Annotated in this window: 23 protein-coding genes; 15 read left to right on the plus strand and 8 right to left on the minus strand. The window is 59.6% G+C overall.

Going from position 1 to position 26,692, the window contains the following annotated elements:
* Positions 1-34 precede the first annotated feature (34 nt).
* Positions 35-598, plus strand: coding sequence for an NIPSNAP family protein (locus ACQY1P_RS02345; RefSeq protein WP_192087247.1), 564 nt, complete (start codon positions 35-37; stop codon positions 596-598).
* Positions 599-616: 18 nt separating this feature from the next.
* Here ACQY1P_RS02345 and ACQY1P_RS02350 read toward each other — a convergent pair whose 3' ends face one another.
* The 3 genes from ACQY1P_RS02350 to ACQY1P_RS02360 form a co-directional block, all read right to left on the minus strand.
* The gene (locus ACQY1P_RS02350; RefSeq protein ID WP_430253805.1) at positions 617-1,939 is read right to left on the minus strand and encodes an MATE family efflux transporter; all 1,323 of its coding nucleotides are present in this window, start codon (positions 1,937-1,939) and stop codon (positions 617-619) included.
* A gap of 102 nt (positions 1,940-2,041) precedes the next feature.
* Complete coding sequence (gene tdh, locus ACQY1P_RS02355) at positions 2,042-3,076, minus strand: L-threonine 3-dehydrogenase (protein WP_430253807.1); 1,035 nt, start codon at positions 3,074-3,076, stop codon at positions 2,042-2,044.
* Between the two features lie 44 nt (positions 3,077-3,120).
* On the minus strand, positions 3,121-4,311 hold the full coding sequence (locus ACQY1P_RS02360; RefSeq protein WP_062459309.1) for a glycine C-acetyltransferase: 1,191 nt from the start codon (positions 4,309-4,311) through the stop codon (positions 3,121-3,123).
* Positions 4,312-5,058: 747 nt separating this feature from the next.
* On the opposite strand from ACQY1P_RS02360, the gene ACQY1P_RS02365 reads away from it, so the two are divergent.
* Positions 5,059-5,460, plus strand: coding sequence for a response regulator (locus ACQY1P_RS02365; protein WP_062578258.1), 402 nt, complete (start codon positions 5,059-5,061; stop codon positions 5,458-5,460).
* Between the two features lie 111 nt (positions 5,461-5,571).
* Here the strand turns inward: ACQY1P_RS02365 and ACQY1P_RS02370 are convergent, their stop codons facing one another.
* From ACQY1P_RS02370 to ACQY1P_RS02380, 3 genes are all read right to left on the minus strand, one after another.
* Positions 5,572-6,561: a sensor histidine kinase gene (locus ACQY1P_RS02370; RefSeq protein WP_113166133.1), complete on the minus strand. Its 990-nt coding sequence runs from the start codon at positions 6,559-6,561 to the stop codon at positions 5,572-5,574.
* A gap of 13 nt (positions 6,562-6,574) precedes the next feature.
* Positions 6,575-6,805 (minus strand): hypothetical protein, encoded by a 231-nt coding sequence (locus ACQY1P_RS02375; RefSeq protein WP_062459299.1) that lies wholly within the window; start codon positions 6,803-6,805, stop codon positions 6,575-6,577.
* 129 nt (positions 6,806-6,934) lie between these two features.
* Entirely contained in the window at positions 6,935-7,144 is a 210-nt protein-coding gene (locus ACQY1P_RS02380) for a cold-shock protein (RefSeq protein WP_062459297.1), read from the minus strand.
* 446 nt (positions 7,145-7,590) lie between these two features.
* Between ACQY1P_RS02380 and rsgA the strand changes: the two genes are divergently transcribed.
* The 9 genes from rsgA to ACQY1P_RS02425 all read left to right on the plus strand — a co-directional run bounded on the left by rsgA (position 7,591) and on the right by ACQY1P_RS02425 (position 19,662).
* Positions 7,591-8,592: a ribosome small subunit-dependent GTPase A gene (gene rsgA, locus ACQY1P_RS02385; protein ID WP_092663297.1), complete on the plus strand. Its 1,002-nt coding sequence runs from the start codon at positions 7,591-7,593 to the stop codon at positions 8,590-8,592.
* A 553-nt stretch (positions 8,593-9,145) separates the two neighbouring features.
* Positions 9,146-10,729: a peptide ABC transporter substrate-binding protein gene (locus tag ACQY1P_RS02390; RefSeq protein WP_244473984.1), complete on the plus strand. Its 1,584-nt coding sequence runs from the start codon at positions 9,146-9,148 to the stop codon at positions 10,727-10,729.
* Positions 10,730-10,786: 57 nt separating this feature from the next.
* Positions 10,787-11,710, plus strand: coding sequence for an oligopeptide ABC transporter permease OppB (gene oppB / locus ACQY1P_RS02395; RefSeq protein WP_062459288.1), 924 nt, complete (start codon positions 10,787-10,789; stop codon positions 11,708-11,710).
* A complete protein-coding gene (locus ACQY1P_RS02400) occupies positions 11,703-12,836 on the plus strand; it encodes an ABC transporter permease (RefSeq protein ID WP_062459285.1) in 1,134 nt (377 codons plus the stop codon). The genes oppB and ACQY1P_RS02400 overlap by 8 nt, the downstream gene beginning before the upstream one ends.
* Before the next feature lies 1 nt (position 12,837).
* Complete coding sequence (locus ACQY1P_RS02405; RefSeq protein ID WP_430253810.1) at positions 12,838-14,439, plus strand: ABC transporter ATP-binding protein; 1,602 nt, start codon at positions 12,838-12,840, stop codon at positions 14,437-14,439.
* Between the two features lie 414 nt (positions 14,440-14,853).
* On the plus strand, positions 14,854-15,957 hold the full coding sequence (locus tag ACQY1P_RS02410; protein WP_092663305.1) for a branched-chain amino acid ABC transporter substrate-binding protein: 1,104 nt from the start codon (positions 14,854-14,856) through the stop codon (positions 15,955-15,957).
* A 388-nt stretch (positions 15,958-16,345) separates the two neighbouring features.
* Positions 16,346-16,894, plus strand: coding sequence for a TRAP transporter small permease subunit (locus tag ACQY1P_RS02415; RefSeq protein ID WP_062459277.1), 549 nt, complete (start codon positions 16,346-16,348; stop codon positions 16,892-16,894).
* A 21-nt stretch (positions 16,895-16,915) separates the two neighbouring features.
* The gene (locus ACQY1P_RS02420; protein WP_325264704.1) at positions 16,916-18,484 is read left to right on the plus strand and encodes a TRAP transporter large permease subunit; all 1,569 of its coding nucleotides are present in this window, start codon (positions 16,916-16,918) and stop codon (positions 18,482-18,484) included.
* 62 nt (positions 18,485-18,546) lie between these two features.
* Complete coding sequence (locus ACQY1P_RS02425; protein ID WP_062578270.1) at positions 18,547-19,662, plus strand: TRAP transporter substrate-binding protein; 1,116 nt, start codon at positions 18,547-18,549, stop codon at positions 19,660-19,662.
* A gap of 158 nt (positions 19,663-19,820) precedes the next feature.
* Here the strand turns inward: ACQY1P_RS02425 and ACQY1P_RS02430 are convergent, their stop codons facing one another.
* Together ACQY1P_RS02430 and ACQY1P_RS02435 are read right to left on the minus strand one after the other, a co-directional pair.
* Complete coding sequence (locus tag ACQY1P_RS02430; protein WP_244476191.1) at positions 19,821-20,207, minus strand: SgcJ/EcaC family oxidoreductase; 387 nt, start codon at positions 20,205-20,207, stop codon at positions 19,821-19,823.
* Complete coding sequence (locus ACQY1P_RS02435; RefSeq protein WP_244473975.1) at positions 20,194-20,943, minus strand: GntR family transcriptional regulator; 750 nt, start codon at positions 20,941-20,943, stop codon at positions 20,194-20,196. Before ACQY1P_RS02435 ends, ACQY1P_RS02430 begins: the two co-directional genes overlap by 14 nt.
* Positions 20,944-21,123: 180 nt before the next feature.
* Between ACQY1P_RS02435 and ACQY1P_RS02440 the strand changes: the two genes are divergently transcribed.
* The 4 genes from ACQY1P_RS02440 to ACQY1P_RS02455 are packed head-to-tail and all read left to right on the plus strand — an operon-like array spanning position 21,124 to position 26,692.
* Entirely contained in the window at positions 21,124-22,956 is a 1,833-nt protein-coding gene (locus tag ACQY1P_RS02440) for a gamma-glutamyltransferase family protein (RefSeq protein ID WP_430253895.1), read from the plus strand.
* A 32-nt stretch (positions 22,957-22,988) separates the two neighbouring features.
* A complete protein-coding gene (locus ACQY1P_RS02445; protein ID WP_430253812.1) occupies positions 22,989-24,509 on the plus strand; it encodes an ABC transporter substrate-binding protein in 1,521 nt (506 codons plus the stop codon).
* A gap of 15 nt (positions 24,510-24,524) precedes the next feature.
* Complete coding sequence (locus ACQY1P_RS02450; protein WP_113166351.1) at positions 24,525-25,565, plus strand: ABC transporter ATP-binding protein; 1,041 nt, start codon at positions 24,525-24,527, stop codon at positions 25,563-25,565.
* Positions 25,562-26,692, plus strand: coding sequence for an ABC transporter ATP-binding protein (locus ACQY1P_RS02455; protein ID WP_092663321.1), 1,131 nt, complete (start codon positions 25,562-25,564; stop codon positions 26,690-26,692). The genes ACQY1P_RS02450 and ACQY1P_RS02455 overlap by 4 nt, the downstream gene beginning before the upstream one ends.

The following is a 26,692-nucleotide window of genomic DNA, read 5'->3' on the forward strand; positions in this document are numbered from 1 at the left end:
CCGGCGTGCCAGACTGACGCGATGGGAGACGGTGATGATCCACGAATGGCGAACCTATCAGCTAAAGCCGGGCGCAACCGGCGAGTACCTCGCGCTGCTTGCAGACCTCGGGCTTCCACTTGTGACACGGCACCTGCCACTTCTCGGCTACTGGCAGGCGGAAACCGGCCCTCTAAACGTGATCCACCATCTCTGGACCTATGCGGACTGGGCTGAACGCGAAGCATGCCGCGCCGCCCTCTCGAATGAAGAGGCTTGGGTGAACGGCTTCATCCCCCAGGCTTTCCCGATGGTGTTGCAGCAGCACAACTATCTGGCGACGCTTGGGCGCGGATCACCCGTTTTCGACACGGCCGTCGCCGACCGTCACCGGCAGCATGGCCCACGGCCCGCAGGCACGCCCTTGTTTGCCCCTGACTGTGCAGGATTGGTGACCGGCCATGCGCCGCCTGATGCGGTCGCGCTGCTCGAGCCGTTTTCCGGTTCGACAGAAGGTCCTCTTGCCCTGCTTCCACGTCACGCTGATCCGTTGAGGTACGTCGGTGGGTATGACGGACAGCACACCGTGCTGCGCCCCTTGTCGTTTTCGCCGCTTTGAACGCTGTGCAAATTGCCGCTACACCTGCGCAAATGTCTCTTTCAGTTTCAAGCCGAGCGTTACCGCACGCGCTATCATCAGGACCATCATCGCTGTCCACAACCCTTCATTTCCCCAGATCTGCTGCAGACCATAAGCGGTGGCGATGAAGATGCCGGTGGAGATGATCATGCTGTTGCGCATATCTCGGGCACGCATGGCTCCGATCATGATGCCATCAAGCATGAAGCTGGTCACGGAAACGAGCGGCAACGCGATCAGGAAGGGAAGCAGGGCAATGGCGGCGGTACGGACATCTTCCTGATCGGTGAGGAGCGAGACGATCGATGAGCCAGCGAAGGCGTAAACGACCGAAAACAGAAACGCCACCAGCCCCGACCACACAAACGCGGCCTTGATCACCTGGGCAAGCGCCTTTTTTTGCCGCGCGCCGATGACTGAACCGACCAGGGTTTCAGTGGCGTTCGCAAACCCGTCCAACCCATAGGATGTAAAGCCGTGGAGGTTGAGAAGGATGGCATTGGCGGCGAGGATCGTGTCGCCTTCCTTGGCACCGCTGCGGGCAAACCAGCCGAAACAGAGCAGAAGGAAGAAGCTTCGCAGAAAGATGTCCCGGTTGACCGCGACCAGCCGTCGAAGCGCCAACCCGTCCAGCAGCTCTTTCATCCGCACTGCGGGATGCGCACCGAATGGCTTGATGATGAAGAGGCCTGCGATCAAGGCCACCCATTCGGCAACGGCGGTCCCCGCCCCTATGCCGGCGACACCCCAGTCGAAAACAAGAACCAGCGTGAGAGTTGCGAGCAAGTTGACGATATTAAGGGCGACTTGTAGCGCCAGTGAGATCATCACGCGCTGGCAACCGAGAAGGTAGCCGAGAAGGACAAAATTTCCGAGCGTCGCAGGCGCTGACCAGATTCTGGCGAATGCATAATCCGACGCGCTCCGGTAGACCGCTTCACTGCCGCCGAGGAATCCGAGTCCGATCTCGATGATCGGCTTTTGCAGCAGGATGATCACGGCACCGCCGGCAGCGGCGATAAGCAGCGCCCGAAACAGATGCATGCGCATGAGCGTGCTATCTTTGGCACCCCACGCCTGGGAGACCAGACCGGTCGTTGCCATGCGCAGAAAACTGAAACTCCAGAAAAGGAAATTGAACAGCACGCCGCTCAGCGCTACCCCGCCGAGAAAGAAAGACCCCGGGAGATGTCCCGCCACCATCGTATCGACAAGTGACAGGATCGGCTGAGCCAGATTTGCGAGAATGATGGGAAGCGCCAGGAAGACCATCCGACGGTTCCAGTTTTCCTTTGCTCCCTGTTCCGGCAAGATGGTCATAATCCGAAAGGGCCTGAGCAGAAGAGCTTCGCCTGCCCTATAGTCTTGATCGACATCGTATTGCCCCCATCGGTCGGCTTTTTGTTGGACCTCATGTTGGCTTCACCAGTCCATGACGACCTTTCCGGAATTGCCGGAGCGCATGGCCTCGAACCCGTCTCTGAAGGAGCCGATGCCGATGCGATGGGTAATGAGAGGCGAAAGGTCGAGGCCGCCCTGCACGAAGGCGATCATCTTGTACCAGGTCTCGAACATTTCCCGCCCGTAGATGCCCTTGAGATTGAGCATCTTGAAGATCACCTTGTTCCAGTCGATCTCGAACCCGGTCGGCGCGATGCCGAGAATGGCAATCTTGCCGCCATTGTTCATCTTGTCGATCATGTCGCGGAAGGCGGGGGCCGCGCCCGACATTTCCAAACCGACATCGAAGCCCTCGGTCATACCGATGCGCTTCATCACGTCCGACAGGTTTTCCCTGGACGCATCGACGACGTGGTCGATGCCGAGCTTTTCGGCAAGTGCCAGGCGCACCGGGTTGATGTCGGTGATCACGACCTTGCGGGCGCCGGAGCGCTTGGCAACCATCGCACCCATGATGCCGATCGGACCGGCTCCGGTCACCAGGACGTCCTCGCCGACCAGATCGAAGGAGAGAGCGGTGTGCACGGCGTTGCCGAACGGATCGAAGATCGCGGCAATCTCGTCCGGCACATCATCCGGGATCGGCACGACATTGTCTTCGGGAATGCAGACGAATTCGGCAAAAGATCCGGGCCGGTGGACACCCACGCCCAACGTGTTGCGGCAAAGGTGTCCGCGCCCCGCGCGGCAATTGCGGCATTTGCCGCAAACGATATGCCCCTCGCCGGAGACGCGCGCGCCGACCTGGACCTTGGTGACCGCAGAGCCCACCTGCGCGATCTCCCCGCAGAACTCGTGGCCGACGACCATCGGCACCGGAATGGTTTTTTGGGCCCAACTGTCCCAGTTCCAGATATGAACGTCGGTGCCGCATATCGCGGACTTCTTCACCCGGATCAGCACGTCGTTGGGGCCGGGGTCCGGAACAGGGATATGCTCCATCCAGAGACCGGTTTCGGCTTTCGACTTGACGAGGGCGCGCATCATGTTGGTCATCGAAAAATTCCTGTCAATGAGTTGGATCGGTTCGGGCCGGGCGTCTACTCGATCACGCGCAGTTCCCTGCCGACCTCTTCGAACGCCGCAATGGCCCGGCGCACATCGTCCTCACTATGCGCCGCAGACATCTGGGTGCGGATACGGGCCTGGCCTTTGGGTACGACCGGGAAGGCGAAGCCGACGACGTAGACACCCTTTTCCAGCATCCTCGCCGCCATGTCCTGCGCCAGCGACGCATCGCCGAGCATGACGGGAATGATCGGATGCCCCTCGCCCGCCAACGTGAACCCAAGCTTGCTCATTTCATCGCGGAAGAGGCGGGAATTGGCTTCTAGCCGGGCGCGCAATGCGTCACCATTGTCGATCAGGTCAAACACCTTCAGCGAGGCGCTCGCAATCACGGGAGCGAGGGTGTTGGAAAACAGATAGGGACGCGAGCGCTGGCGCAGCCAGTCGACCACTTCCTTCTTGCCGGACGTGTAGCCGCCCGATGCACCGCCAAGCGCCTTGCCGAGCGTGCCGGTGATGATATCCACCCTGCCCTCGACGCCGCAATGTTCCGCCGAGCCGCGACCGTGCTTGCCGACGAAGCCGACGGCATGGCTGTCATCGACCATGACCATGGCGCCATATTTCTCGGCAAGGTCGCAGACGCCCGCAAGATTGGCGATGATGCCGTCCATCGAAAACACGCCGTCTGTGGCGATCATCTTGAACCGGCTGCCTTCGGCCTTTTTCAGTTCCTCCTCCAGCGCCGCCATGTCGTTATTGGCGTAGCGGAAACGTTTCGCCTTGGAGAGGCGCACCCCGTCGATGATCGAAGCGTGGTTGAGTGCGTCCGATATGATCGCGTCCTCCTCGCCGAGAAGCGTCTCGAACAATCCACCATTGGCATCAAAGCAGGACGAATAGAGGATCGTATCCTCCAATCCCAGAAACTTCGAAATCCGGTCTTCGAGCTGCTTGTGCTCTTCCTGCGTCCCGCAGATGAAACGCACAGATGCCATGCCGTAGCCGTAACGATCCAGCGCGTTCTTGCCGGCTTCGACCAGTTCGGCGTTGTCGGCAAGGCCAAGGTAATTGTTGGCGCAAAAATTTAAAACCTTGCGACCAGATGCGACTTCGATCTCGCCGGCCTGTTTGGAAACGATCACCCGCTCGGTCTTGTAGAGACCCGAAGACCTCAGACCCGCAAGTTCGGTGGAGAGATGTGCGAGGAACGCGTTGCTCATTGTGAATGCAACCTTGTTTGCCTCCGACGCATCCGCGTCGCGGCTTGGAGAAATTCGGGTATGGGACGGGAGAAGCGCGTTGACGCTCCTGCCTCCCCTGCCTCGACCTTAAGCTGCTTGGTCCGTTTGCCGGACGATGAAGCAATGATCGAAGGCTTACGATGGTCACGCGGCCGAGGGTGCAAACCCGTTTTGGCAAAGGGTCTTTAAATCATCCAATGACATTACGTCTAGATCAAGCGCGTTGAGAAGATCGTTCTCAGCCGCGAATTCACGTCCGTACATGGCCGAGAAGATCCGGACACCGGCTTCGTGGAGCCGGTACCGGTCTCGTGACATGGATCCTGCGCGTTGCAGGAAGGCGCGCGACGTACGTGCGCCGAACCACGCCGGCGAGCTGAACACAACCGTTTGTCCAGATGTCCGGTAGGGTGCATTTCTGTCTTGTGGCCGTCGGCCGGCAGCGCAATGACCAACATGTTTGCGTCTTTTCCCTGGGTGGCCGCTTCGGTCACAGCCGTGGTGTTGAAAGCGCCGCCGATCGCCCATCGGCTACAAAAGATTGTCCCCACACCCGAAGCAGACCAAAGGATACTGCCATCTCCGTGCTACTCACCGAAAGCTGCCACTGCCACTGCAATCCAACGCACTAGCCGGAAAGGCCAATGCAGTTGTCTGATACCCACTGCGTTTTTTGGAACGATAACCGCGTCGGTCTGTTGTAGGGCCACATGCAGGGAGTGGGACATGCGCAAAGTACTCGTGGTGGACGACGAGGTGTTGATCCGGATGACGGTCACAGACGCCCTGGAGGATGCGGGGTTCGAGGTCATAGAAGCCGGCACGGTGGACGAGGCCCTGGACAAGATCGATGACGGGACCATTCACTTCTTGTTCACGGATATCCAGATGCCCGGCCTTCTCACGGGTGTGGACCTTGCCCACGAAGTCGCGGCTCGCTTCCCCCACGCAGGGATCGTGGTTGCCTCCGGTCGCATCACGCCCGGTGAGATCGATCTGCCATCTTCGGCACAATTTTTCTCCAAGCCGTATGACCTTGATCTGATCGTTGCGCGCTTCGAGTCGATGTCGAAAAGCGCTGATCAGCGCGCTTCATCTACCCATGTTTCGGTTACAAGCGGACGCTAACTTATTGACCGCCAACCGAGGCGACCGCGCAGACGTTCAACGACAAAACAGCTGCGCGTTAGCTCGTCGGTTTTCCGGCGAAGGCTTGCGGCCGAGGCCTTTTCCAAGCGGTCAAGAGGCAAGCCGGCTCGTATCGATGATAAGCGTGACCAGCGCTCCGTCCGGTGTCCAGTTATAGGAGATCGTTCCTCCAAGGTGAGCGGACATGGTACGGTCCAGCATTCTGCTACCGTAGCCGGCCGGGCCCTGTGGAAAGACAACCTCGGGCCCGCCCTGCTCAATCCAGGTCACCATAAGATTGTTCTCCTCGACCGATCCGGACACATCCAGTGTTCCGGTGCCGACTGACAGGGCGCCGTATTTCAGTGAATTCGTGGCGAGTTCGTGGATCACCAGCGAGAGGCCTGTGGCTGCCGCCTCTCCCACGCCCATCCTTGGAACTGCTACCCGAATACGGCCAGCAAACGCCGCCGTCTCGTCATAGGGGGAGAGCAAGATCGTGATCAGGTCACCGAGAAGAGCGGCCTTGCCCTGCCCGCCAGGTAAAGGCCGGACAAGGTCGTGAGCACGGCCGAGAGCGGTTAGCCTTAGAGTGAGCTGTGAGGTCATATCGGCGATCGAACTCGAGGACCGGGATGTCATCTGCGTCAGCCCTGACGCGATGGCGAGCAGGTTCTTGACCCGGTGGCTCATTTCTCCGGCGAGAAGCTCATGCCCTTCTTCAGCCTGCTTGCGGCCTGTGACATCGAGAAAGATGCCGGTCATCTGCCGAGCCAGAATATCCTCATCGCTCCCCTGACCGCGTGCTGAGATCCAGCGAACTTCAACATCGCTCATGATCCTGAAGTCGATCTCGTAAGGTCCAACGACGGCACGTGTTGCCGAGAACGCTGCCCTCACACGATCGCGGTCGGCCGGATGGACCTTGGCCGACAGGTCCTCAAAGGACAGGACGCCATCGACCTCCAAATCCCATAGTGCATATCCACGCTGGTCCATCGTGAACGCGTCCGTATCGACGTTCCAGGTCCACAGCGCCACGCCTGCCGCCTTGATCGCGCGTCGCAGCTGACCGGATGTCCACTCGGTGTTCTGGTCCATCAAGATGGCATCCTTAAAGGTCGGACTTGCGGGCGCGCATTGCGATCAGGCCTGCGGATGCCTTGGCGATGTCGTCGGCATCCTTCGCGAGGCGTGCCTGCCGCAGCCTTTGTGTTTTCGTCTCGCGCGCCGCAACGAGGGAGTCCATTTCCGCGACGGCGTGATTTCGGGCAAAGAACTGCGTCTGCGTGTTGCCGAAGGCAATCTCGGCCTGCTGTCTGGATTTCGAATGGGTCTGTGTCATGGATTTTCCTGTGGTTGAGCCTGCTTTGAGCGAGCCAACAAAAAAGGCCAGGCTATAAGCCCGGCCTCTCAGATAACTTGGTGTCGTCGGTGCCAGTACATCCGTGGTCAAGGACGAAACCAGGTACGATTAGGCAGCCTGAAGGTTGCAGGCCGACATCTTGCCCGACTTCGCGTCGCGCTCGAGTTCGTAGCCAAGCTTCTGGCCTTCTACGATTTCGCGCATTCCCGCGCGCTCGACGGCAGAGATGTGGACGAACGCGTCAGCGCCGCCGTTGTCAGGCTCGATGAAGCCGAAACCCTTGGTGGAATTAAACCATTTTACTGTGCCTGTGGTCATGATGAACCCTTTCAAAGCAATGTTGAGTGACCGTAGGACCGAAGCCGAACGGATGAGTGTAACGATTGATTTTGAGAGGGAAGTTCGTTCAGAGCGCGGTGCCAATCGCGCGGTAACCAAAGTTCAGCAAGCAAAAGATCGATAAACCAAAGATAGAGACGAAGGGCCGCCAAGTCAACCTTTAGTTTTGACCTGCTCTGCAGACCCGTCCCGCACGACGAGGTTCGTTAGGGCTTGTCCGCCAACTGCCCCGCGCATACAGTCTGAAGAGGATGGTTGTGTATGCCAGCGTCCAAAAGAACTTGCCTCCGTCCGCGACGCACCGACGCTCATAGACTCTTTTCGGCCAAACTTCTCGCGCAGCCAAGGGAAACCGAAGCCAACAGGCCCCGTCCAACCCTAACAGCTCCAAAGATTGCGACCTTCCTTTGATCGACCCCCTTCACATGACAGCGCTTAAACGACTTGGTTGGTCGGACTTCTTTTCGGATCAGCTCACATCCGATGAAGACGAACTCGCGCCGCGGCGCATTGCCTCCGTCCACCGGTCGCGCGTGGAGGCTATTGATGCCGGTGGTCCGGCCGCCCTCGAGCTCCCAGCCAACGCCAACACAGCCGATTTCGCGGTCGGCGATTGGATCCTCGCCGACCCGATCAGCGGCATGCTGGTTCGCCGTCTCGAACGGAAAACTCTCTTTCAACGACGTGCGGGGAACGACACGATCCCGCAACTGGTTGCTGCCAACGTCGATACCCTGTTCATCGTGACGTCCTGCAACGCCGAATTCAACCTTTCAAGGTTGGAACGGTATCTGATCCTGGCCGAACAAGCCGGGAGCAACCCGGTGATCGTCCTGACAAAGGCGGACACGACCGAAGACGCTGACGTCTTCCGGGTCCAGGCGCAGGGACTGCAGCCTGGCCTGCCCGTTATCCTCCTGAACGGACGCTCGGTAGAGGCACGCGAACTCCTGGCGCCGTGGTGCGGCGAGGGACAGACCTGCGCGCTCGTGGGATCGTCGGGCGTTGGGAAATCAACCCTGGTCAACTCGCTCGTCGGGTCTCAGTCGGACACACAGAAGACCGGCACGATCCGGGAATACGACTCGCAGGGCAGACACACCACGACGGCACGATCGCTGCACGCGCTACCGGGTGGCGGATGGGTGATCGATACACCCGGGATCCGGACGCTGTATGTAAGTGATGTTGCCGACGGTATCGATGTCTTCTTTTCCGATATCGCCGAACTGGCATCGCAGTGCCGGTTTCGCGATTGCAGCCATGTCCACGAACCCGGATGTGCCGTTCAGGCTGCAGTCGCAAGCGGCGAACTTGCAGGCGATCGTCTCGACCGGTGGCGAACCCTGGTCACCGAAAATCGGGACAGGACGCCGGTCGTCAGCGGTCCACACGGCAACAAGATCTCCAGAAGAAAGCGCCACTAGGCGCGACCTCCCGCATGCTTGGCCGAAGCGCTTTGTTGAAGGGATGAGCCGCGGAGCGTGCAGATTCGTGACGCTTTGCCTCATCGGCTCGTTGCCCGTGATAGCCGACGCTACACCGTCCCCGATGTTTGAGAGCCGCTGATGGGGTGCCGGATCGTCATATTGCGAGAGGCGCATATGGCAGTCCGATGATGCCCAACCATGCCCTCCCTGATTGTATCGAGATAGATCGGTGGAAACCGCTTTCATTTGTGCTCCTGCAATAAAATTACTCCAGGCACCCTGATCGCGACACCATGGTATTCGCTGCTCGGTTTACCTGAACGTAAAATGTCGCTGCTTTCTCGATTCACGGTCTGGCGCGGATGCCAGGTCAGGATACCCCGGCTATCGCCCCTGCAGGACCCTGCAATTATGAGGTTAGTCGAGGCGCGCGGATATACACTCCGCATTTGAGTCGAGAGCAAAAAAGCCTTGCGGTTCCGATATTTCTGGCATTCACTCGCCCAATCGGACGGAAAACCAGGAGGATAACGGTATGTCATCTCGTCTCATGCGTGCGGCTGCGGTCGCTTTGCTCGGATCAACTCTGCTGGCCGGGGCACCGGCATTTGCTGAAACGGTGCTTCATCGTGGCAATTCCGGCGAACCGCAAACGCTCGATCAGGCCCAGACCTCGATCAATATCGAAGCCTTCATTCTGAAGGATCTTTATGAAGGTCTGACGATCTACGACGCGGCGGGCAAGATTGTACCGGGTGCAGCGGAGTCGTGGAAAGTCTCCGAAGACGGACTGACATACACGTTTAAGCTGCGTGAGAATGCCAAGTGGTCCGATGGCTCGCCCGTCACGGCGCAGGATTTCGAATTCTCGTTCAAGCGCGTGGAAGATCCGAAGACCGCCGCGAAATATGCGAACATCCTCTACCCGATCAAGAACGCGGAAATGGTCAACACCGGCAAGGCCGATCCGAAGGAACTCGGCATCAAGGCCGTCGATGACAAGACGTTCGAGATCACCCTCGAGCGCCCGACCCCCTTCTTCCTTGAACTTCTTGCTCACCAGACTGCCCTGCCTGTCTCCAAGGCAAGCCTTGAGAAGAACGGCGCCGATTTCGTCAAGCCAGGCACGATGGTGTCGAACGGGGCCTTCCAGCTCGTCAGCCATGTGCCGAACGACAGCCTCGTTGTCCAAAAGAACCCCAATTTCTGGGATGCCGCCAACGTCAAGCTCGACAAGGTGATCTTCTACCCTATCGACGACCAGGCCGCGTCCGTCCGCCGCTTCGAGGCGAAGGAAATGGATCTCGTCTATAACTTCTCCGCCGACCAGATCGAGCGGCTGCGCTCGGCCTACAAGGACCAGGTTCATGTGTCGCCGACGCTTGCGACCTATTATTACGTCTTCGATGGCCGCGAGGCTCCCTTCAACGACGTTCGTGTCCGCCAGGCCCTGTCCATGGCCGTCGACCGCGATTTCCTGGCCAAGAAGATCTATAGCGGATCGCAGCTTCCCGCCTATTCGCTGGTGCCGCCGGGCATGGCGAACTATGGCGAACCCGCCAAGGCCGATTTCGCAGAACTTTCCCAGCTCGACCGCGAAGACAAGGCGATCGAACTGATGAAGGAAGCCGGTTACGGTGAAGGCGGCAAGCCGCTCAATATCGAGGTCCGCTACAACACCAACCCGAACCACGAACGTGTCGCCACCGCCGTTGCCGACATGTGGAAAAACACGTTCGGTGCCAAGGTGACGATGAGCAATCTCGATGTCTCCTCGCACTACGCCTATCTCCAGGAAGGCGGCAAGTTCAACGTGGCACGTGCCGGCTGGGTTGCCGATTATGCCGATCCGGAAAACTTCCTCGCCCTGAACCTCTCGACCAACAAGACCTTCAATTACGGGCATTACGAGAGCAAGGAATTCGACGATCTGATGAAGAAGTCGTATGCGGAAACGGATCCGGCTGCGCGATCGAAGATCATGCATGAGGCGGAAACAATCCTGATGCGCGACCAGCCGATTGCTCCCTTCCTGACCCAGGCCGATCTGTGGCTTGTTTCGGACCGCATCAAGGGCTGGCAGGACAATGCTGCCAATGAACACCTGAGCCGCTTCCTGAGCGTTTCCGAATAATCGACACGGGATGGCGTCCGACAGCGTTTCGGACGCCATCCCGCAGGAGACTACTGCATGCTGTCTTTTATCCTGCGCCGCCTCGCGAGCGCCGTCCCGACGCTTTTCATCGTCGTGACGATCTCCTTCTTCCTGATGCGTTTTGCTCCGGGCGGTCCCTTTAACCTGGAACGTCCGCTGCCACCCGCAACGATGGAAAACATCATGCGGACCTACCAGCTAGACCAGCCGTTATGGCGTCAATATCTCACCTATATCGGCAATGCCGTACAGGGTGATTTCGGTCCAAGCTATATCTACAAGGACAACACCGTTGCGGAACTGATCGGAAAAGGCCTTCCCTACTCCATTGAACTCGGTTTCTACGCTCTGCTTCTGGCCCTGATTGGCGGCGTGACGCTCGGCACGATCGCGGCCCTGCGCCAGAACAGCGTGCTCGATTTTTCCATCATGACGCTCGCGACGATGGGTACGACGATCCCGAATTTCGTCGTCGGTCCGGTTTTGACGCTGATTTTCGCAATTCTTCTTGCGCTGTTGCCGGCCGGTGGCTGGGGAGATGGTTCGTTCTCGTTCCTGCTCCTGCCGATGATCGCACTGGCGCTGCCGCAGCTTGCCGTTTTCGCCAGGCTGACGCGCGGCTCCATGATCGAGGCGCTGCATGCCGACCATATCCGCACCGCGCGCGCTTATGGCCTGCCGGCGCGGATCGTCGTCATCACGCATGCCATGCGCGGTGCCATGCTGCCGGTCGTCTCCTATCTCGCACCCTGTGCCGCCGCATTGATGACCGGCTCGGCCGTCGTCGAGACCATCTTCACCATTCCGGGCGTCGGCCGTTATTTCGTGCTCGGCGCGCTGAATCGTGACTATACGCTGGTCATGGGCACCGTCGTTCTGATCGCCATCTTTGTTATCGTCTTTAATCTCCTGGTCGACCTTCTCTACGGCCTGCTCGATCCGAGGGTCCGTCATGACTGATATCGCCACCGATCCGGCTTCCACCCCGCCCCAGAGCACAAGCCGCAGTCTTTTCCAGCTTGCCGCCATCCGCTTCCGTCGCAACAAGGCGGCGATGGGCGGCTGCGTGATGCTCGTTCTGATCGCGCTCTTTTCCTATCTCGGCCCACTTTTTGTGCCGCATAGCTATGACCAGGTCTTTTCTTCCTATGTGACGGTGGCGCCAAGTCTCGAGCCGCGGCCAGACGAGGCATCGCTGGAGGGCGCCATGCAAGGCGTCGCGACTCGCGCCCGCGTCAACCTCGACGCGTTCGAGGTGACGGGCCAGATCTTTTCCGCGACCATCAGCGCCGAGGATCCGATCGACCCACGCACGACGCGTTATTTCGACCGTGCCAACGAGTTCGACGACACCAAGGTAGTGGCGACCGAAAAAGACGGGCGCGTTCTCAAGGTCGAAGGGAATGTCAGCCGGGAATACTTCCTGTTCGGCACGGATCCGAACGGCCGCGACCTGCTTGCCCGTGTCATGCTCGGCGGCCAGATCTCGATTGCCGTCGGCGTGCTGGCCAGCCTCGTCTCGCTTGGCATCGGCGTGCTCTACGGCGCGACCGCGGGTTATCTTGGCGGCCGTGTCGACAATGTCATGATGCGCTTCGTCGAGATCCTCTACTCTCTCCCATTCGTCTTTCTCGTCGTCGTCCTGGTCGTCTTCTTTGGTCGTTCCTTCATCCTGATCTTCCTGGTGATCGGTGCTGTGGAATGGCTCGACATGGCGCGCATCGTGCGAGGCCAGACGCTGGCGCTGAAGCGCCGGGAATTCGTGGGCGCTGCCCAAGCGCTCGGCCTGAGCGACTGGCAAATTATCCGCCGGCATATCATCCCGAACACGATCGGACCGGTGATCGTCTTCGTCACCGTCGTGGTTCCGAAGGTAATCCTCCTGGAAAGCTTTCTGTCTTTCCTCGGGCTCGGGGTTCAGGCGCCACTGACCAGCTGGGGCGCTCTGATTTCGGAAGGCGCCAACAATATCCAGTCGGCACCCTGGCTCCTGATCTTTCCCTCTATCTTCTTCGTGGCAACGCTGTTTTCGTTGAACTTTATCGGCGACGGCCTGCGCGACGCGCTCGACCCGAAGGATCGCTGACATGACCGATCAAAAAGACACCATTCTCTCGATCCGCGACCTGAAAGTGAATTTCACGACGCCGGATGGCACGGTCAATGCGGTCAAGGGCATAGGCTTCGATGTCCGTGCCGGCGAGACGCTCGCCGTCGTCGGCGAAAGCGGCTCCGGCAAGAGCCAAACGATGATGGGCATTATGGGCCTGCTCGCTGGAAACGGCACCGTCACTGGCTCCGCCGCCTATCGGGGCAAGGAACTGGTCGGACTGCGAAATAACGAGCTCAACAAGATCCGCGGTGCCAAGATCACGATGATCTTTCAGGAACCGATGACCTCGCTCGATCCGCTTTACACGATCGGCCGCCAGATCGCCGAACCGATCGTCTACCACCGCGGCGGCAGCCGGAAAGCGGCCCGCAGCCGCGTGCTGGAACTCTTGGAACTGGTCGGCATTCCCGATCCCGCCCGCCGCATTGACAGTTACCCGCATGAACTGTCCGGCGGCCAGCGGCAGCGCGTCATGATCGCCATGGCGCTTGCCAACGAACCCGACGTCCTGATCGCCGACGAGCCGACGACGGCGCTTGATGTGACGGTCCAGGCGCAGATATTGAAACTGCTGCGCTCGCTCCAGAAGCGTTTCGGCATGGCGATTGTGCTGATCACCCACGATCTCGGCATTGTCCGGCATTTTGCCGAACGTGTCGTCGTCATGCGGCGCGGCGAAGTGGTGGAACAGGGAGCCACATCACAGATCTTCGAGGCTCCGACTTCCGCCTATACCCGCATGCTGATCGATGCCGAACCGCAGGGTCGCAAGCAACCGCCGGCGGAAAACGCGCCGATCATTCTGGAGGGACGCGATGTCACGGTCGATTTTCCGATCGGCCGCGGACTTTTTTCGAAGGGTCCAAAGAGTTTCCGGGCCGTCGACGGCGTCACCGTCAAGCTCAGGCAGGGCCAGACGATCGGTATCGTTGGTGAGTCCGGCTCGGGGAAATCGACGCTTGGGCGCGCGCTGCTCCGGCTTCTCCACAGCAATGGTCATTACCGCTTCGACAAGACCGACATCTCCGGCTTCGACCGTCGGCAGATGCGGTCCCTGCGCAAGGAGATGCAGCTCGTCTTCCAGGATCCCTTTGGGTCTCTCTCGCCGCGTCAGACAGTCGGCGAGATCATCACCGAAGGTCTGCTCGTCCACGAGCCTTCGCTAAACAAGGCGGATCGAGACCGGCGCGCGATCGCCGCCCTGACCGAAGTCGGGCTCGATCCCCAGGCGCGCAATCGCTACCCGCACGAATTTTCCGGCGGTCAGCGCCAGCGCATCGCGATTGCCCGCGCGATGATCCTCAAGCCGCGTGTGGTTATCCTCGACGAACCGACCTCGGCACTCGACCGGTCCGTGCAGGGACAGGTGATCGACCTGTTGCGCAAGCTGCAGTCCGACCACAACCTTTCCTACGTCTTCATCAGCCACGACCTTGCCGTGGTCAGGGCCATCGCGGATCATGTGATCGTCATGAACAACGGAAAGATTGTTGAGGAAGGCGATACGGACGCAATCTTTGACGCCCCGAAAGCCGATTACACAAGGGCGCTGATCGGAGCCGCTTTCAGCATCTGAGTCGCCACTCTCAGCAATATGCCCACCGTCGTCGTCTTCGAACCGCGGCGCAGTGTGGAGAAAGACACGTATCCGCCTGATCGCCGGCGGGCGCCATGGACGGCTGCCCGAATCTGGGTTGGTTCCGTCGTGTGAGTTGCCGGCATGAAAGGGCACGGCTGCAGCCGGCCCATCACGTCCCCACAAGAAGGCGTGAATTATTCAATCAAGAGGCCACTGCTTCCGGTTATGTTCTTGCGTCACCGTCCCAATATTTCTAGGAAAATTGTCGGATGCGCGGAGAAGCTCAATATGGCCACGCGCGGACCGGACGCGCCCTCCCTCTTCCACCAGTCATGGCATTGCCGACGGTTTGAGCGGGTTCGGCGCACCATTAGCACGCGGGTCGGGAGGTCCGCATCCCAGGAGACTGACATGACATTGAAGACAATCACTGCGGCACTCGCTGCCACACTCGCATTCGCCCCGCTAGCCTACGCTGACATCACGGTCGGCCTCATCGCGCCGCTGACCGGCCCGGTTGCTGCGATCGGCGCGCAGATCAAGAACGGCGCGGAAACCGCGGTCGAGGAAATCAACAAGAAGGGCGGCGTCAACGGCGAGAAGCTCGTGCTCAAAATTGTCGACGATGCCGGCGAACCCAAACAGGGCGTATCTGCCGCCAATCAGCTGATCGCCGACGATATCCGTTTCGTGGTTGGCCCTGTCACATCGGGCGTCTCTATCCCCGCCTCGGTCGCGTTTGCCGAAAACGGTGCACTGATGGTTACCCCGACAGCCACTTCGCCGGAACTGACCGCGCGTGGCCTTTCCACCGTGTTTCGCACCTGCGGCCGGGACGACCAGCAGGCGGACGTTGCCGCGAAATTCGTGGTCGAGAAATTCAAGGACAAGAAGATCGCCATCCTCAACGACAAGGGGCAGTATGGCAAGGGTCTCGCCGATGCCTTCAAGGCATCGCTGAATGCGGCCGGCATCACGGAAGTCTTCAACGACGCGCTGACGGCGGGCGACAAGGATTTTAGCGCGCTGGTGACACGCCTGAAGTCGGAAGGCACCGAAGTCCTCTATTTCGGCGGCTATCACCCGGAAGCAGGCCTTCTGGTGCGCCAGATGAAGGATGCCGGCATGAACGTGCAGCTGATCGCGGGTGACGGCCTTTCCAACAGCGAGTTCATCACCACGGGCGGCGACGCAGCCAACGGCACGATCTTCACCAACGCTGCCGACGCGCTGAAGAATGCCGACAGCAAGGCCGCGGCCGATGCGCTCATTGCAAAAAAGATCCCCGCCGAAGCGTTTACCCTCAACGCCTATGCAGCCGTCGAGGTCATCGCCGCCGGCATCGCCAAGGCTGGCAGCACCGACGACGCTGAGGCAGTTGCTGCCGCGCTCAAGGATGGCACCGGTATCAAGACTGCCATTGGCGAACTGACCTACGGTGAAACCGGCGATCTCAGCTCGCAGAGCTTTTCCGTCTACAAGTGGGAAGGCGGAAAGACGGTTGTGGCCGAATAAGGCCGCTCCGGATCTGTATTGCGACGGGCGCCCTAGGCGCCCGTTTGCTTGCCGTCGGTGCGCTAGCCTTCAATTATCGCCTGAAGCGACGGCGGCTGAAACCAGACCTATTTTCTCAAAGACACTGATTTGACGACAGAAATCTCTCGTCATGCGCGTCACGCGTTCATGCTGGATGCGAAAAGAACAAGCGTCGAAATCGAGAATCAGCGGGGACGTTTGCGCTCCCTACGTCATGGTCTGTTCCAGCCCATAGCAACGTGTATCGAAGCCTTTCCCCAGACCGCGAGATTGGCCTCTTGTCATAATGCTCTTGTCGCGTGTGATTTGCGGCGATAGTAGTGCATGGGACAGCTGCCTTCGGGCAGCTTGCCTGGGAGGGTTTGAAATGTCTGGTCTACTCGCCGTGTCGCGCGCTATCGACGCGATGAACACGCTTTTCGGTAAAGCCGTTTCATGGCTTTTGTTGGCGGCAGTGCTGATCAGCGCCATCAACGCAGTGACCCGAAAAGTCTTCAATCTCAGCTCAAATGCCTGGCTCGAGGCGCAATGGTACCTTTTCTCCGCAGCCTTCCTGTTGGCGGCGGCCTGGACATTGCTGAGCAGCGAGCACGTCAAGGTCGATCTGGTCTATGGCCAGCTCCCCAGACGGGCGCAGCTTTGGATCGAGGTGTTCGGGACAATCTTCTTCCTGATGCCGTTCTGCCTCGTCACCATCTACCTGTCCTGGCCGATCGTCATCGCCAAATATGTGAGCGGAGAGGTCTCCAACAATACCGGTGGGCTGGTGCTGTGGCCAGTCTGGGCCATGATCCCGATTGGTTTCGGCCTGCTGGCACTCCAGGGACTGTCGGAACTGATTAAACGGCTAGCGATCCTCAGCGGTGCGATGCCCGACGCCGTCGCTCTCGCCGACGCCGAAGCGCAAGCGCTCTAATTCGTAGCAGGATACGCTCATATGTTTGCATTCTTTGCGGAAAATCTCGCGCCGATCATGTTTCTATCACTGATCGTCGTGTTGCTGCTTGGTTATCCGGTTGCCTTCGCACTCGCCTTTGTCGGCTTTGTCTTCGGTTTCATCGGCATCGAAATGGGCCTTTTGCCCATCAACCTGTTCGGAGCGATCCCTGACCGCATCTTCGGGCAGATGTCGAACGAGACACTGCTCGCCATTCCGTTCTTCACCTTCATGGGGCTGATTCTCGAGCGAAGCGGAATGGCCGAGGATCTGCTCGATACGATCGGCCAGCTGTTCGGCCCGATCCGCGGCGGGCTCGCCTTCGCGGTCATCTTCGTGGGCGCCATCCTTGCAGCCACCACAGGCGTCGTTGCGGCCTCCGTCATCTCGATGGGCCTGATCTCCCTGCCGATCATGCTGCGATATGGTTACGACCGACGGGTCGCGGCCGGCACGATCGCAGCGTCGGGAACGCTTGCCCAGATTATTCCGCCGAGCCTCGTGCTGATCATTCTGGCCGACCAGCTCGGCCGGTCGGTCGGCGACATGTACAAGGGCGCACTCGTGCCCGGTCTCATGCTGGTTGCTGCCTATACCGGCTACATCATCCTGATGTCCTTTCTGCGTCCGGCAAGCGTGCCGGCTCTTCCCATCGAGGCGCGATCGCTTCGTGGCTGGAAGCTTGTGGCCAAGGTCATCACCTCGCTCGTGCCGCCGCTCGTGCTGATCTTCCTCGTTCTCGGCACAATCTTTATCGGCCTTGCGACGCCGACCGAAGGCGGCGCGATGGGCGCAGTCGGTGCTCTGCTTCTTGCAGCCTTCAATCGTAAGCTTACGCTGGCGATGGTCAAGTCGGCCCTTTACGCGACGGCGAAACTGTCCTCCTTCGTGATCTTCATCTTGCTCGGCGCGCGCGTGTTTTCGCTGACCTTCTACGGTGTCGACGGTCACGTCTGGGTAGAGCACCTGATGACGTCGATCCCGGGCGGCGAGATCGGCTTCCTGATCGTTGCCAATCTGCTCGTATTCTTCCTGGCCTTCTTTCTCGATTATTTCGAGCTGGCCTTCATCATCATCCCGCTGCTGGCACCGGTTGCCGATGCGCTCGGCATCGACCTGATCTGGTTCGGCGTGATGCTGGCGATCAACATGCAGACGTCGTTCATGCATCCGCCGTTCGGGTTCTCGCTGTTTTACCTGCGCTCCGTCGCTCCGACACGGGCCTACAAGGATCGCATCACCGGTGCGACAATCCAGCCGGTCACATCCGGCCAGATCTACATGGGCTCCCTGCCCTACCTGGCGATCCAGCTCGTCATGGTCGTCGTCGTCATCGTCTTTCCGGGTCTCGTGACCCACTACAAATCAGGATCTGCCGTCGTCGATCCATCGACGATTGAGCTCAACGTACCGATGCCGGGTGCCGATGGCGCTAACCCGTTTGGAACACCGACCCAGCCTTTCGGCGCACCGGAGCAGTCTTCCGGCGATCCCGCCGCCCCGGCCGTTGATATCCCTGCACGAGATTTCGGTTCCCCGACGCCAAGCTTCGGCGCACCGAAAAACTAGACACACGCTTTGATCGCACAGCGTGCGTTCGATACTGCCGAACCTGAGGAGGAGGAAACGCAATGACGGAAACCATCAACAGACGCAATTTCCTGACGAAAGGCGCAGTCGGAGGGGCGGCAACAGTCGCCGCGACCGCACTCGCCGCACCGGCGGTTGCCCAAGAACTGCCGAGCATCAAATGGCGCCTGACTTCGGGCTTCCCGAACAACCTCGACACGATTTACGGCGGCGCAACCGTCATGGCGGAGACACTGTCGAAGATCACCGACGGGAAATTCCAAATTCAGGTGTTTCAGGCCGGCGAACTCGTACCCGGACCGCAGGCGATCGATGCGGTGAAAGCGAACACCGTCGAGATCGCTCATACCTGCGGATACTATTTCACCGGCAAGGATCCGACATTTGCGATCGGCTCGACCATCCCCTTCGGTCTCAATGGTCGTCAGCAGAACGCCTGGCTTTACCACGGCGGCGGCAATGAGGCTTATAACGAGTTTCTCTCTGCCTATGGCGTGGTTGGCATCCCCGGCGGGGCCACCGGTGCCCAGATGGGTGGATGGTTCCGCAAGGAGATCAAGGGCGTCGCCGACCTCAAGGGCGTCAAGATGCGCATCGCCGGTGTCGCCGGCGAAGTGATGTCTCGGCTCGGCGTGGTGCCGCAGCAGCTACCGGGGGGCGATATCTATCCGGCTCTCGAGCGCGGAACGATCGACGCGGCCGAATGGATCGGTCCCTATGACGACGAACGCCTCGGCTTCTACCAGATTGCGCCGAACTACTACTATCCGGCCTATTGGGAAGGTGGCCTCACAATCCACTTCTTCATCAACAAGGCACAGTATGAGGGTCTGCCTCCCGCCTACAAGGCCGCACTCGATGCCGCCTGCAAGGCGGCGAACATCAACATGCAGGCACTCTACGATGTGAAGAACACCGCGGCGATCCGTTCGCTCGTCGGCAAGGGCGTCAAACTGCGACCGCTGCCACGCGATGTCATGGATGCCGCCTACAAGACGACGTTCGAACTCTACGCGGAATATAGCGCCAAGCACCCGGCATGGGCAAAGATCTATCCGGGCTGGAAGAAGTTCAGGGACGAGTCCTTCGAGTGGTTCCGCGTCGCCGAATACAGCTATGACAGCTACATGTACTCCGCCCAGGCCTCGGGCAAGTAACAAAACCGGAGGTCGGCTTTAAGGCCGGCCTCCGGACTTTTGGTAAGACTTAGCGAATGCATCGAGCTCCCTGCCTTGTTCACAGATTTGCAGGTGATTAAATAATTGACGTCAACGTTCTAGGCCAATCACCATGGTGACGAACCAAAGGCAAGACTTCACATCTCGACCTGCGAAACGTGGTTGAGGGCGATCAGCCACCTTCCTTCGCGCTTGCGCATCAGCCGCGTGTTCACTCCCGTCTGATTTCCCGCTGGGCGGATCAGCTGGTAGTTGCTGATGAGCTGGGCTGCGTCGTCGCACAGAATTTCGATGCGGATATTGGAAAAGGTCAGCTGACCTTGCGAGCCCTCGGACCCGCCATAATCGCTGATGTAATGGTCGAGCGTCGCCTGCCAGTCCTTCTGGACGCGGCCGCGGGAAACAAAGACGACATCCGGGTTGGCAAAGCCAGCCATGTAGCCATGAAAGTTGCCGGTATTCCACGCTTGCTGCATGACGCCAATGACGTCGCGGATGGCCTGTTTTTCATCATCCTGCGTCATCATGAGCCTCCTTATTATCCAGCGGATCATTGTCCTGGATGGTCTTTACCTTCTGCTGCTGACGCCTGACCAAAACCTCTTGCGCGGCCGAGACCAGATGCCGCCTCAGCGCGTTTTCGGCGGCTTTCGCATCCTGCTCGAGAACCGCGTCAACGATTTGCTGATGCTCGTCACACGATCGTTTCAGACGCCCCACGTCCTTCAGTTGATATTTCCGGAAGGGTGCAAGCTTCAACCGCAGCGTTTGCGCTGCACTGATCAGATCCCTGTTGTGGCAACCCTGAAACAGAAGGCTGTGAAACTCCGTGTTGACGGCGTTGTAGCCAACGTGGTCTCCATCCTGTGCGAGGCCGTTCATCTCACGATGCATGGCTTCCAGCTCAGCCCGTTCGCGCATCGTCATGCGCTGGGACGACAGCCTGCCGCATGTCGCTTCCAGTTCCGCCATGGCCTCGAACATTTCGTCGATGCGCTCCGTAGAAATCTGGGTGACAATGACGCCCTTGAATGCTTCCCGCTCGGCCAGTCCCCGGCCGCACAGGATGCGAAGAGCCTCACGGACGGGCGTGCGAGACACCTGGAACTGGACCGCGAGAGAGTTCTCGTCGAGCCGCGATCCAGCAGCAATTTCTCCTGTAATCACAGCTTCTTCCAGCTGGTCGGCGATAACATCGCTACGAGCTTTTTTCAGTGGCGTCCGTCCATCCAGCATAGGTTTCCTTCCCCACAAGGTCACACACCATCCTATCGCGACGAAAGTAAATTACACAACTGACTTGCCATGCGCCCGAATAATATACAATGTGTCCACAGAGGACGGGATTGTATCCCAAAGGGACGTTGGAGGCAATTTGCGTGGAGATAGACAATGGTCCTGTCTCCGCTGCCGCCTTCCCACGAGAAGTGAGTGAAGCAAATGACATTTACCACCCGACCGGAACTGCGCGGCACCTTTGGGGCAGTTTCGTCGACGCACTGGCTGGCTTCGACCGTTGGTATGTCTATTCTCGAAAAAGGGCACACGGCGTTCGACGCGGCCGTGGCAGCTGGTTTCGTACTGCAGGTGGTGGAGCCGCACCTGAACGGCCCCGGCGGAGAAGTTCCCATTATCGTCACCCCAGCGGGCGCCGATGCTCCCGTTGTCATCTCTGGTCAGGGGCCATCTCCTGCGAAGGCGACCGTTCAGTATTTCAAGGAACTTGGTCTGGACATCATTCCCGGGACCGGGCTTCTCGCAGCCTGTATCCCGGGCGCTTTTGGCGCATGGCTCACGCTTTTGCGGGACTACGGACAGGCTGAACTCGAGGAGGTTCTTGCCCCGGCGATCTACTATGCCAGGACTGGTCACCCGCTGGTGCCGCGCATCGCAAACACGATCGCATCGATGCAGGAGCTGTTTCAGACGCACTGGCCAACATCGGCCGCCGTCTATCTGCCAGGCGGTGCCCTGCCCCAGTCGGGCAAGCTCTTTCGCAACCCGCACATTGCAGACATGTACCAACTGATCCTCGATCAGACGAAATCCGCTGGCAGCCGCGAAGCGAGAATCAATGCCGCACTAGATTTCTGGTATCGCGGACCGATTGCCGAGCAGATCGAGCAGTTCTGCGAAACGCAGGACGTATGGGATGTCTCAGGCCGACGACACAAGGGCCTGATTACAGCGCAGGACATGGCAGACTATACGCCATCGATCGAGAAGCCGGTGTCGGTAACTTACGGCGATTGTGAAGTGTTCAAATGCGGACCTTGGTCTCAAGGGCCGGTCCTCTTGCAGATGTTGCAGATCCTCAAGGGAACCGACATCGCGGACCTTGACCCGATGGGCTCAGAGTTCGTGCATCTCGTTGTTGAAACCGCGAAGCTTGCCATGGCCGATCGCGAGGCCTGGTATGGCGATAGCGTCGACGTGCCGATGGCGACACTCCTGTCTGCAGATTACGCCGACATCCGTCGCGCTCTGATTGGTCGCTCTGCATCTCTTGAGGTGCGTCCAGGCTCGCCTGACGGTCGCAACCCCAACCTGCCGCCCCTGCGCGCTGTGGGTACAATTATGCAGCCGGGGCTCGGCGGCGGCGAGCCGACGGTCGCGCGCGAGCTGCCGTTGCCCAACGACCGGCAGGGTGAACCGGCGCTGACCCGCGAGGGTGCTCAGCGCGGCGATACCGTGCAAGTCAGCACGATCGACCGATGGGGCAACATGGTTTCCGCCACGCCGTCCGGCGGGTGGTTCCAGTCGAGCCCCGTCATTCCAGGTCTCGGCTTCAGCCTCACGACCCGCGGCCAGATGTTCTGGCTGGAAGAGGGTCTCAACTCGTCGCTGATGCCATCGACAAGACCCCGCACGACCTTGACGCCCACCACCGTCTTCCGCGATGGCAAGCCCTACATGGCGTTGGGAACACCGGGCGGCGATCAGCAGGACCAGTGGCAATTGATCATGCTGTTGCGCCACTTGCACAAGGGAATGAACCTGCAGGAGGCGATCGATGCTCCGTCATTCCATACCGATCACCTGCCGAGCTCCTTCTGGCCGCGAGAAATCAGCCTCGGTGCGGTGACGCTTGAATCGCGCTTCTCCAAAACGGTCTGCGAGGATCTGGCAGCACGCGGACACAAGATCACAGTGGGCGACGCATGGTCGGAAGGGCGTCTGTCGGCAGTTGCCCGCGAAATGGACGGTGACGTGCAACTCGTAAAGGCCGGCGCCAATCCGCGGGGCGTACAGGGCTACGCCGTTGCACGATGAATGAGACTTTTCGAATAAGAGAGGGAATAGCGATGAAACCACACTATCTCGCACTGGTCGCCACACTGGCGCTTGCAGGCATTCAGGCAACGGCCGCACCGGCTGCTGCTCAATCGACGCTCAATATCGGCTTGCAGGACGATCCCGATACGCTCGACCCCGCAACCAACTGGAGCTTCGTTGGTCGCCACGTCCTTCAGTCACTGTGTGACAAGATCGTCGATATCAATGATAAGGGTGAGATCATCCCAATGCTGGCTACCAGCTGGAAGTGGGGTGACGACAGCAAGACACTGACGCTGAAGCTGCGCGACGATGCCGTCTTTCACGACGGAACCAAGGTCGACGCGGCAGCAATCAAGTACAATCTCGAGCGGGCTCTCAATGCCAAGTTCTCGCGCCGCAAACCCGAAATCAGCTCCATCAGCACCGTCGACGTAGTCGATCCGACAACGGTCCAGATCAACCTGAAACAGCCGTCGGTACCACTGCTGGCAGCTCTCAGCGACCGGGCCGGCATGATCGTTAGCCCGACTGCAGCTGAAAAGCTCGGTGAGAAGTTCACCGATGCTCCCGTCTGTTCAGGCCCCTACACCTTCGCCGAACGCGTGATCCAGGACCGCATTGTCCTTGCGAAATTCCCAAAATACTACAACGCCGACAAATACCACTTCGATCGGCTCGTTTATCGCGGCATGCCCGACTCGAACGTGCGGCTGCTCAACCTTCGTTCCGGCCAGCTCGATCTGATCGAACGGCTCGCTGCGACCGAAGTCGAAGCCGTGAAGGCGGATTCATCGTTGGCCGTGGAGCCGGTCGTCGGACTTGGATATTACGGCGTGACATTCAGCATCGGTGGCGAGGGGGCTAACCTCGATGCCGGCAAAAAGGCAGCAATCCGCGAGGCGTTCAGCCTTGCAATTGACCGTCAGGCCATCAGCGATGTCGTATTCGACGGTCAGGCGAGCATCGGCAACCAGCCGTTCCCGCCTTCCAATCAGTACTACGATAAGAACTTCCCAATTCCGCAGCGGGATCTGGACGCTGCCAAAAAGAAGATGCAGGAAGCCGGCGTCGAATCCGTCGATCTTGAACTTCTGGTGCCCACTGACGCCGAACGTCAGCAGGTTGCCCAGCTTATCCAGGCGATGGTTGCCGAAGTCGGAATTAACGTCTCGATCAAGCCGACAGAGCTGATGACCCTGCTCGACGTTGCTCGCCAGGGCAAGTTCCAATCGCATGTCGTCGGCTGGAGCGGACGCGTCGATCCAGACCTCAACATCACGCCGATGCTGTCCTGCGGTGCTCCGACCAATGACGCGCATTACTGCAACGAGGAACTCGACGCGATCCTGGCGAAAGCCCGCGCATCGGGAGACGTCGAGACCCGCAAGGCAGAATACAGCAAGGCAATCGCGATCCTCCAGAAGGACCTTCCGATCGTCTACATGTATCATTCGCAGTGGATCTTCGCGCACAATTCCAACATCACCGGCCTTGCGCCCGCTCCGGATGGCATCATCCGCCTGAGTGGTGTGAGCCGGAAGAATTGATGGCTTAAGGCTGTAATGAGCACCTCACCTGATCTCATCCAAGACAAGTCAGCCCGATCGGATCGGGCTGACGACCACGCGGCCTTGGTGCTGCGGGTCGATGATCTGCGTGTCGTCTTTGAAGACGACACGCGTACCGTCACTGCCGTCGACGGCGTTAGTTTTGACGTTCGAAAAGGGCGCACGCTCGCGATCGTCGGCGAGTCCGGCAGCGGCAAGAGCGTGACCTCCCTGGCCGTCATGCGCCTCCTCCCCGAACACACAGCACGCGTGTCCGGCAGCATCAATTTCGCCGGTCGCGAGTTGCTCGAGGAAACGACGAGCGGTATGCGCAGCCTGCGCGGCAACCGGATGGGAATGATCTTCCAGGAGCCTATGACCTCTCTCAATCCCTCCTATACGGTCGGCGAGCAAATCAACGAAGTCATCCTGCGTCACCGACAGATTTCGAAGAAAGAGGCGACAGAGCGCGGCATCGCCATGCTGAAGCTGGTTCGTATTCCGTCACCGGAAACGCGTTACCGCCAGTATCCGCACAATCTCTCCGGTGGCATGCGCCAGCGCGTGATGATTGCCATGGCGCTTGCCTGCGAGCCGGAACTGTTGATCGCCGACGAACCCACGACGGCGCTGGACGTGACAATCCAGGCCCAGGTCCTCGAACTGATGGGGGAACTGCGGCAGAAGACCGGAACTGCCATCGTTCTCATCACCCATGATCTTGGCGTTGTCGCGGAATCCTGCGACGACGTGATCGTCATGTATGCCGGTCAGGTTGTCGAGCAATGCTCGGTCGAAGACCTCTTCACCTTTCCCCAGCATCCTTACACCGTTGGTCTTCTCGGTTCGTTGCCGCGCTTGGACGAGAAACGAGAACAGCTTGTCGCCATCACCGGCACGGTCCCGGACATGGCCAACCCACCGTCCGGCTGCCGGTTTCGGGCGCGATGTCCGTTCAGCATCGACAAATGCGCCGAGATGCCCACCCTGATGGAAATATCCCCAGGTCACCTCAGCCGCTGCTGGCGTGCGCCATTGCAGGACCTCGTCCCATGAGTGAAGCCCTCTTGAAAGCCAAGACGCCGATCATCGAGGCGCGTCACCTTGGCAAGAATTTCGTCGTCAAGCGCAGCGTCTTCGGCCGGCCCTTGGCGTCCGTCGGCGCTGTCGACGACGTGTCGTTGTCCCTGATGCCCGGCGAGACGCTGGCAATCGTCGGCGAATCCGGTTGCGGGAAGTCGACGCTCGGCCGGTTGTTGATGCGCCTCATCCAGCCGACCGACGGTCAGGTCCTGATCGATGGTCAGGATATCACCAACATCAGCCATGCGGCGATGCGCCGCCAGCGCCGGCATGTGCAGTTGATCTTCCAGGACCCTTACGCTTCGCTCAATCCGCGCATGACGATTGCCCAGACAATCGGCGAACCGCTGATGCTGCACGATATCGTGCCGCCAAACGAGCGCGCTCGACGCGTTGCGGAACTGCTCGAAATGGTCGGCCTTCGTCCAGAGCAGGCCAGCCGATATCCGCATGAATTCTCCGGCGGCCAGCGTCAGCGCGTGGTGATTGCGCGTGCGCTTGCCTCCGAACCGAAGGCAATCATCTGCGACGAGGCCGTGTCTGCCCTCGACGTGTCGATCCAGGCGCAGGTCCTGAACCTTCTGAAGAGCCTGCAGAACCGATTGGGTCTGGCGTTCATCTTTATTTCGCACGATCTGAGCGTCGTGAAACACATCGCCGACCGCGTTGCGGTCATGTATCTCGGCAAGATCGTCGAGATCGGGACGTCGGACGAAATTTTCGCGACCCCGCGCCATCCCTATACCCGGGCGTTGCTGTCTGCCATTCCGGTCGCCGCCCCGCCCAGCCAGCAGCGTTCGAAGGAAGCGCGCCTGCATGGCGATCTGCCAAGCCCGATGTCGCCTCCGCAAGGTTGCAGGCTGCATACGCGGTGTCCCCACGCGCGACCCGAATGCAGGGCGGTCAGCATGGAGCTCGATGTTGAGGCAAGCGGCCATGCGAATGCGTGCGCCTTCTGGCGAGAGCTACCCGAACTCGATACGGCCGAGATCACCCGCGAACCTCGCGATCCGAAGCTGGAAAAGCTTTTTGCAGCCTTCGAAGCGATGGCTGCAGCCCGGATGACGACCACGCCCTCCTCAACCGTGACCGGAGGCTAA

This window comes from Neorhizobium sp. DAR64872/K0K18 (assembly GCF_050500175.1).
Classification (GTDB): domain Bacteria; phylum Pseudomonadota; class Alphaproteobacteria; order Rhizobiales; family Rhizobiaceae; genus Neorhizobium; species Neorhizobium soli.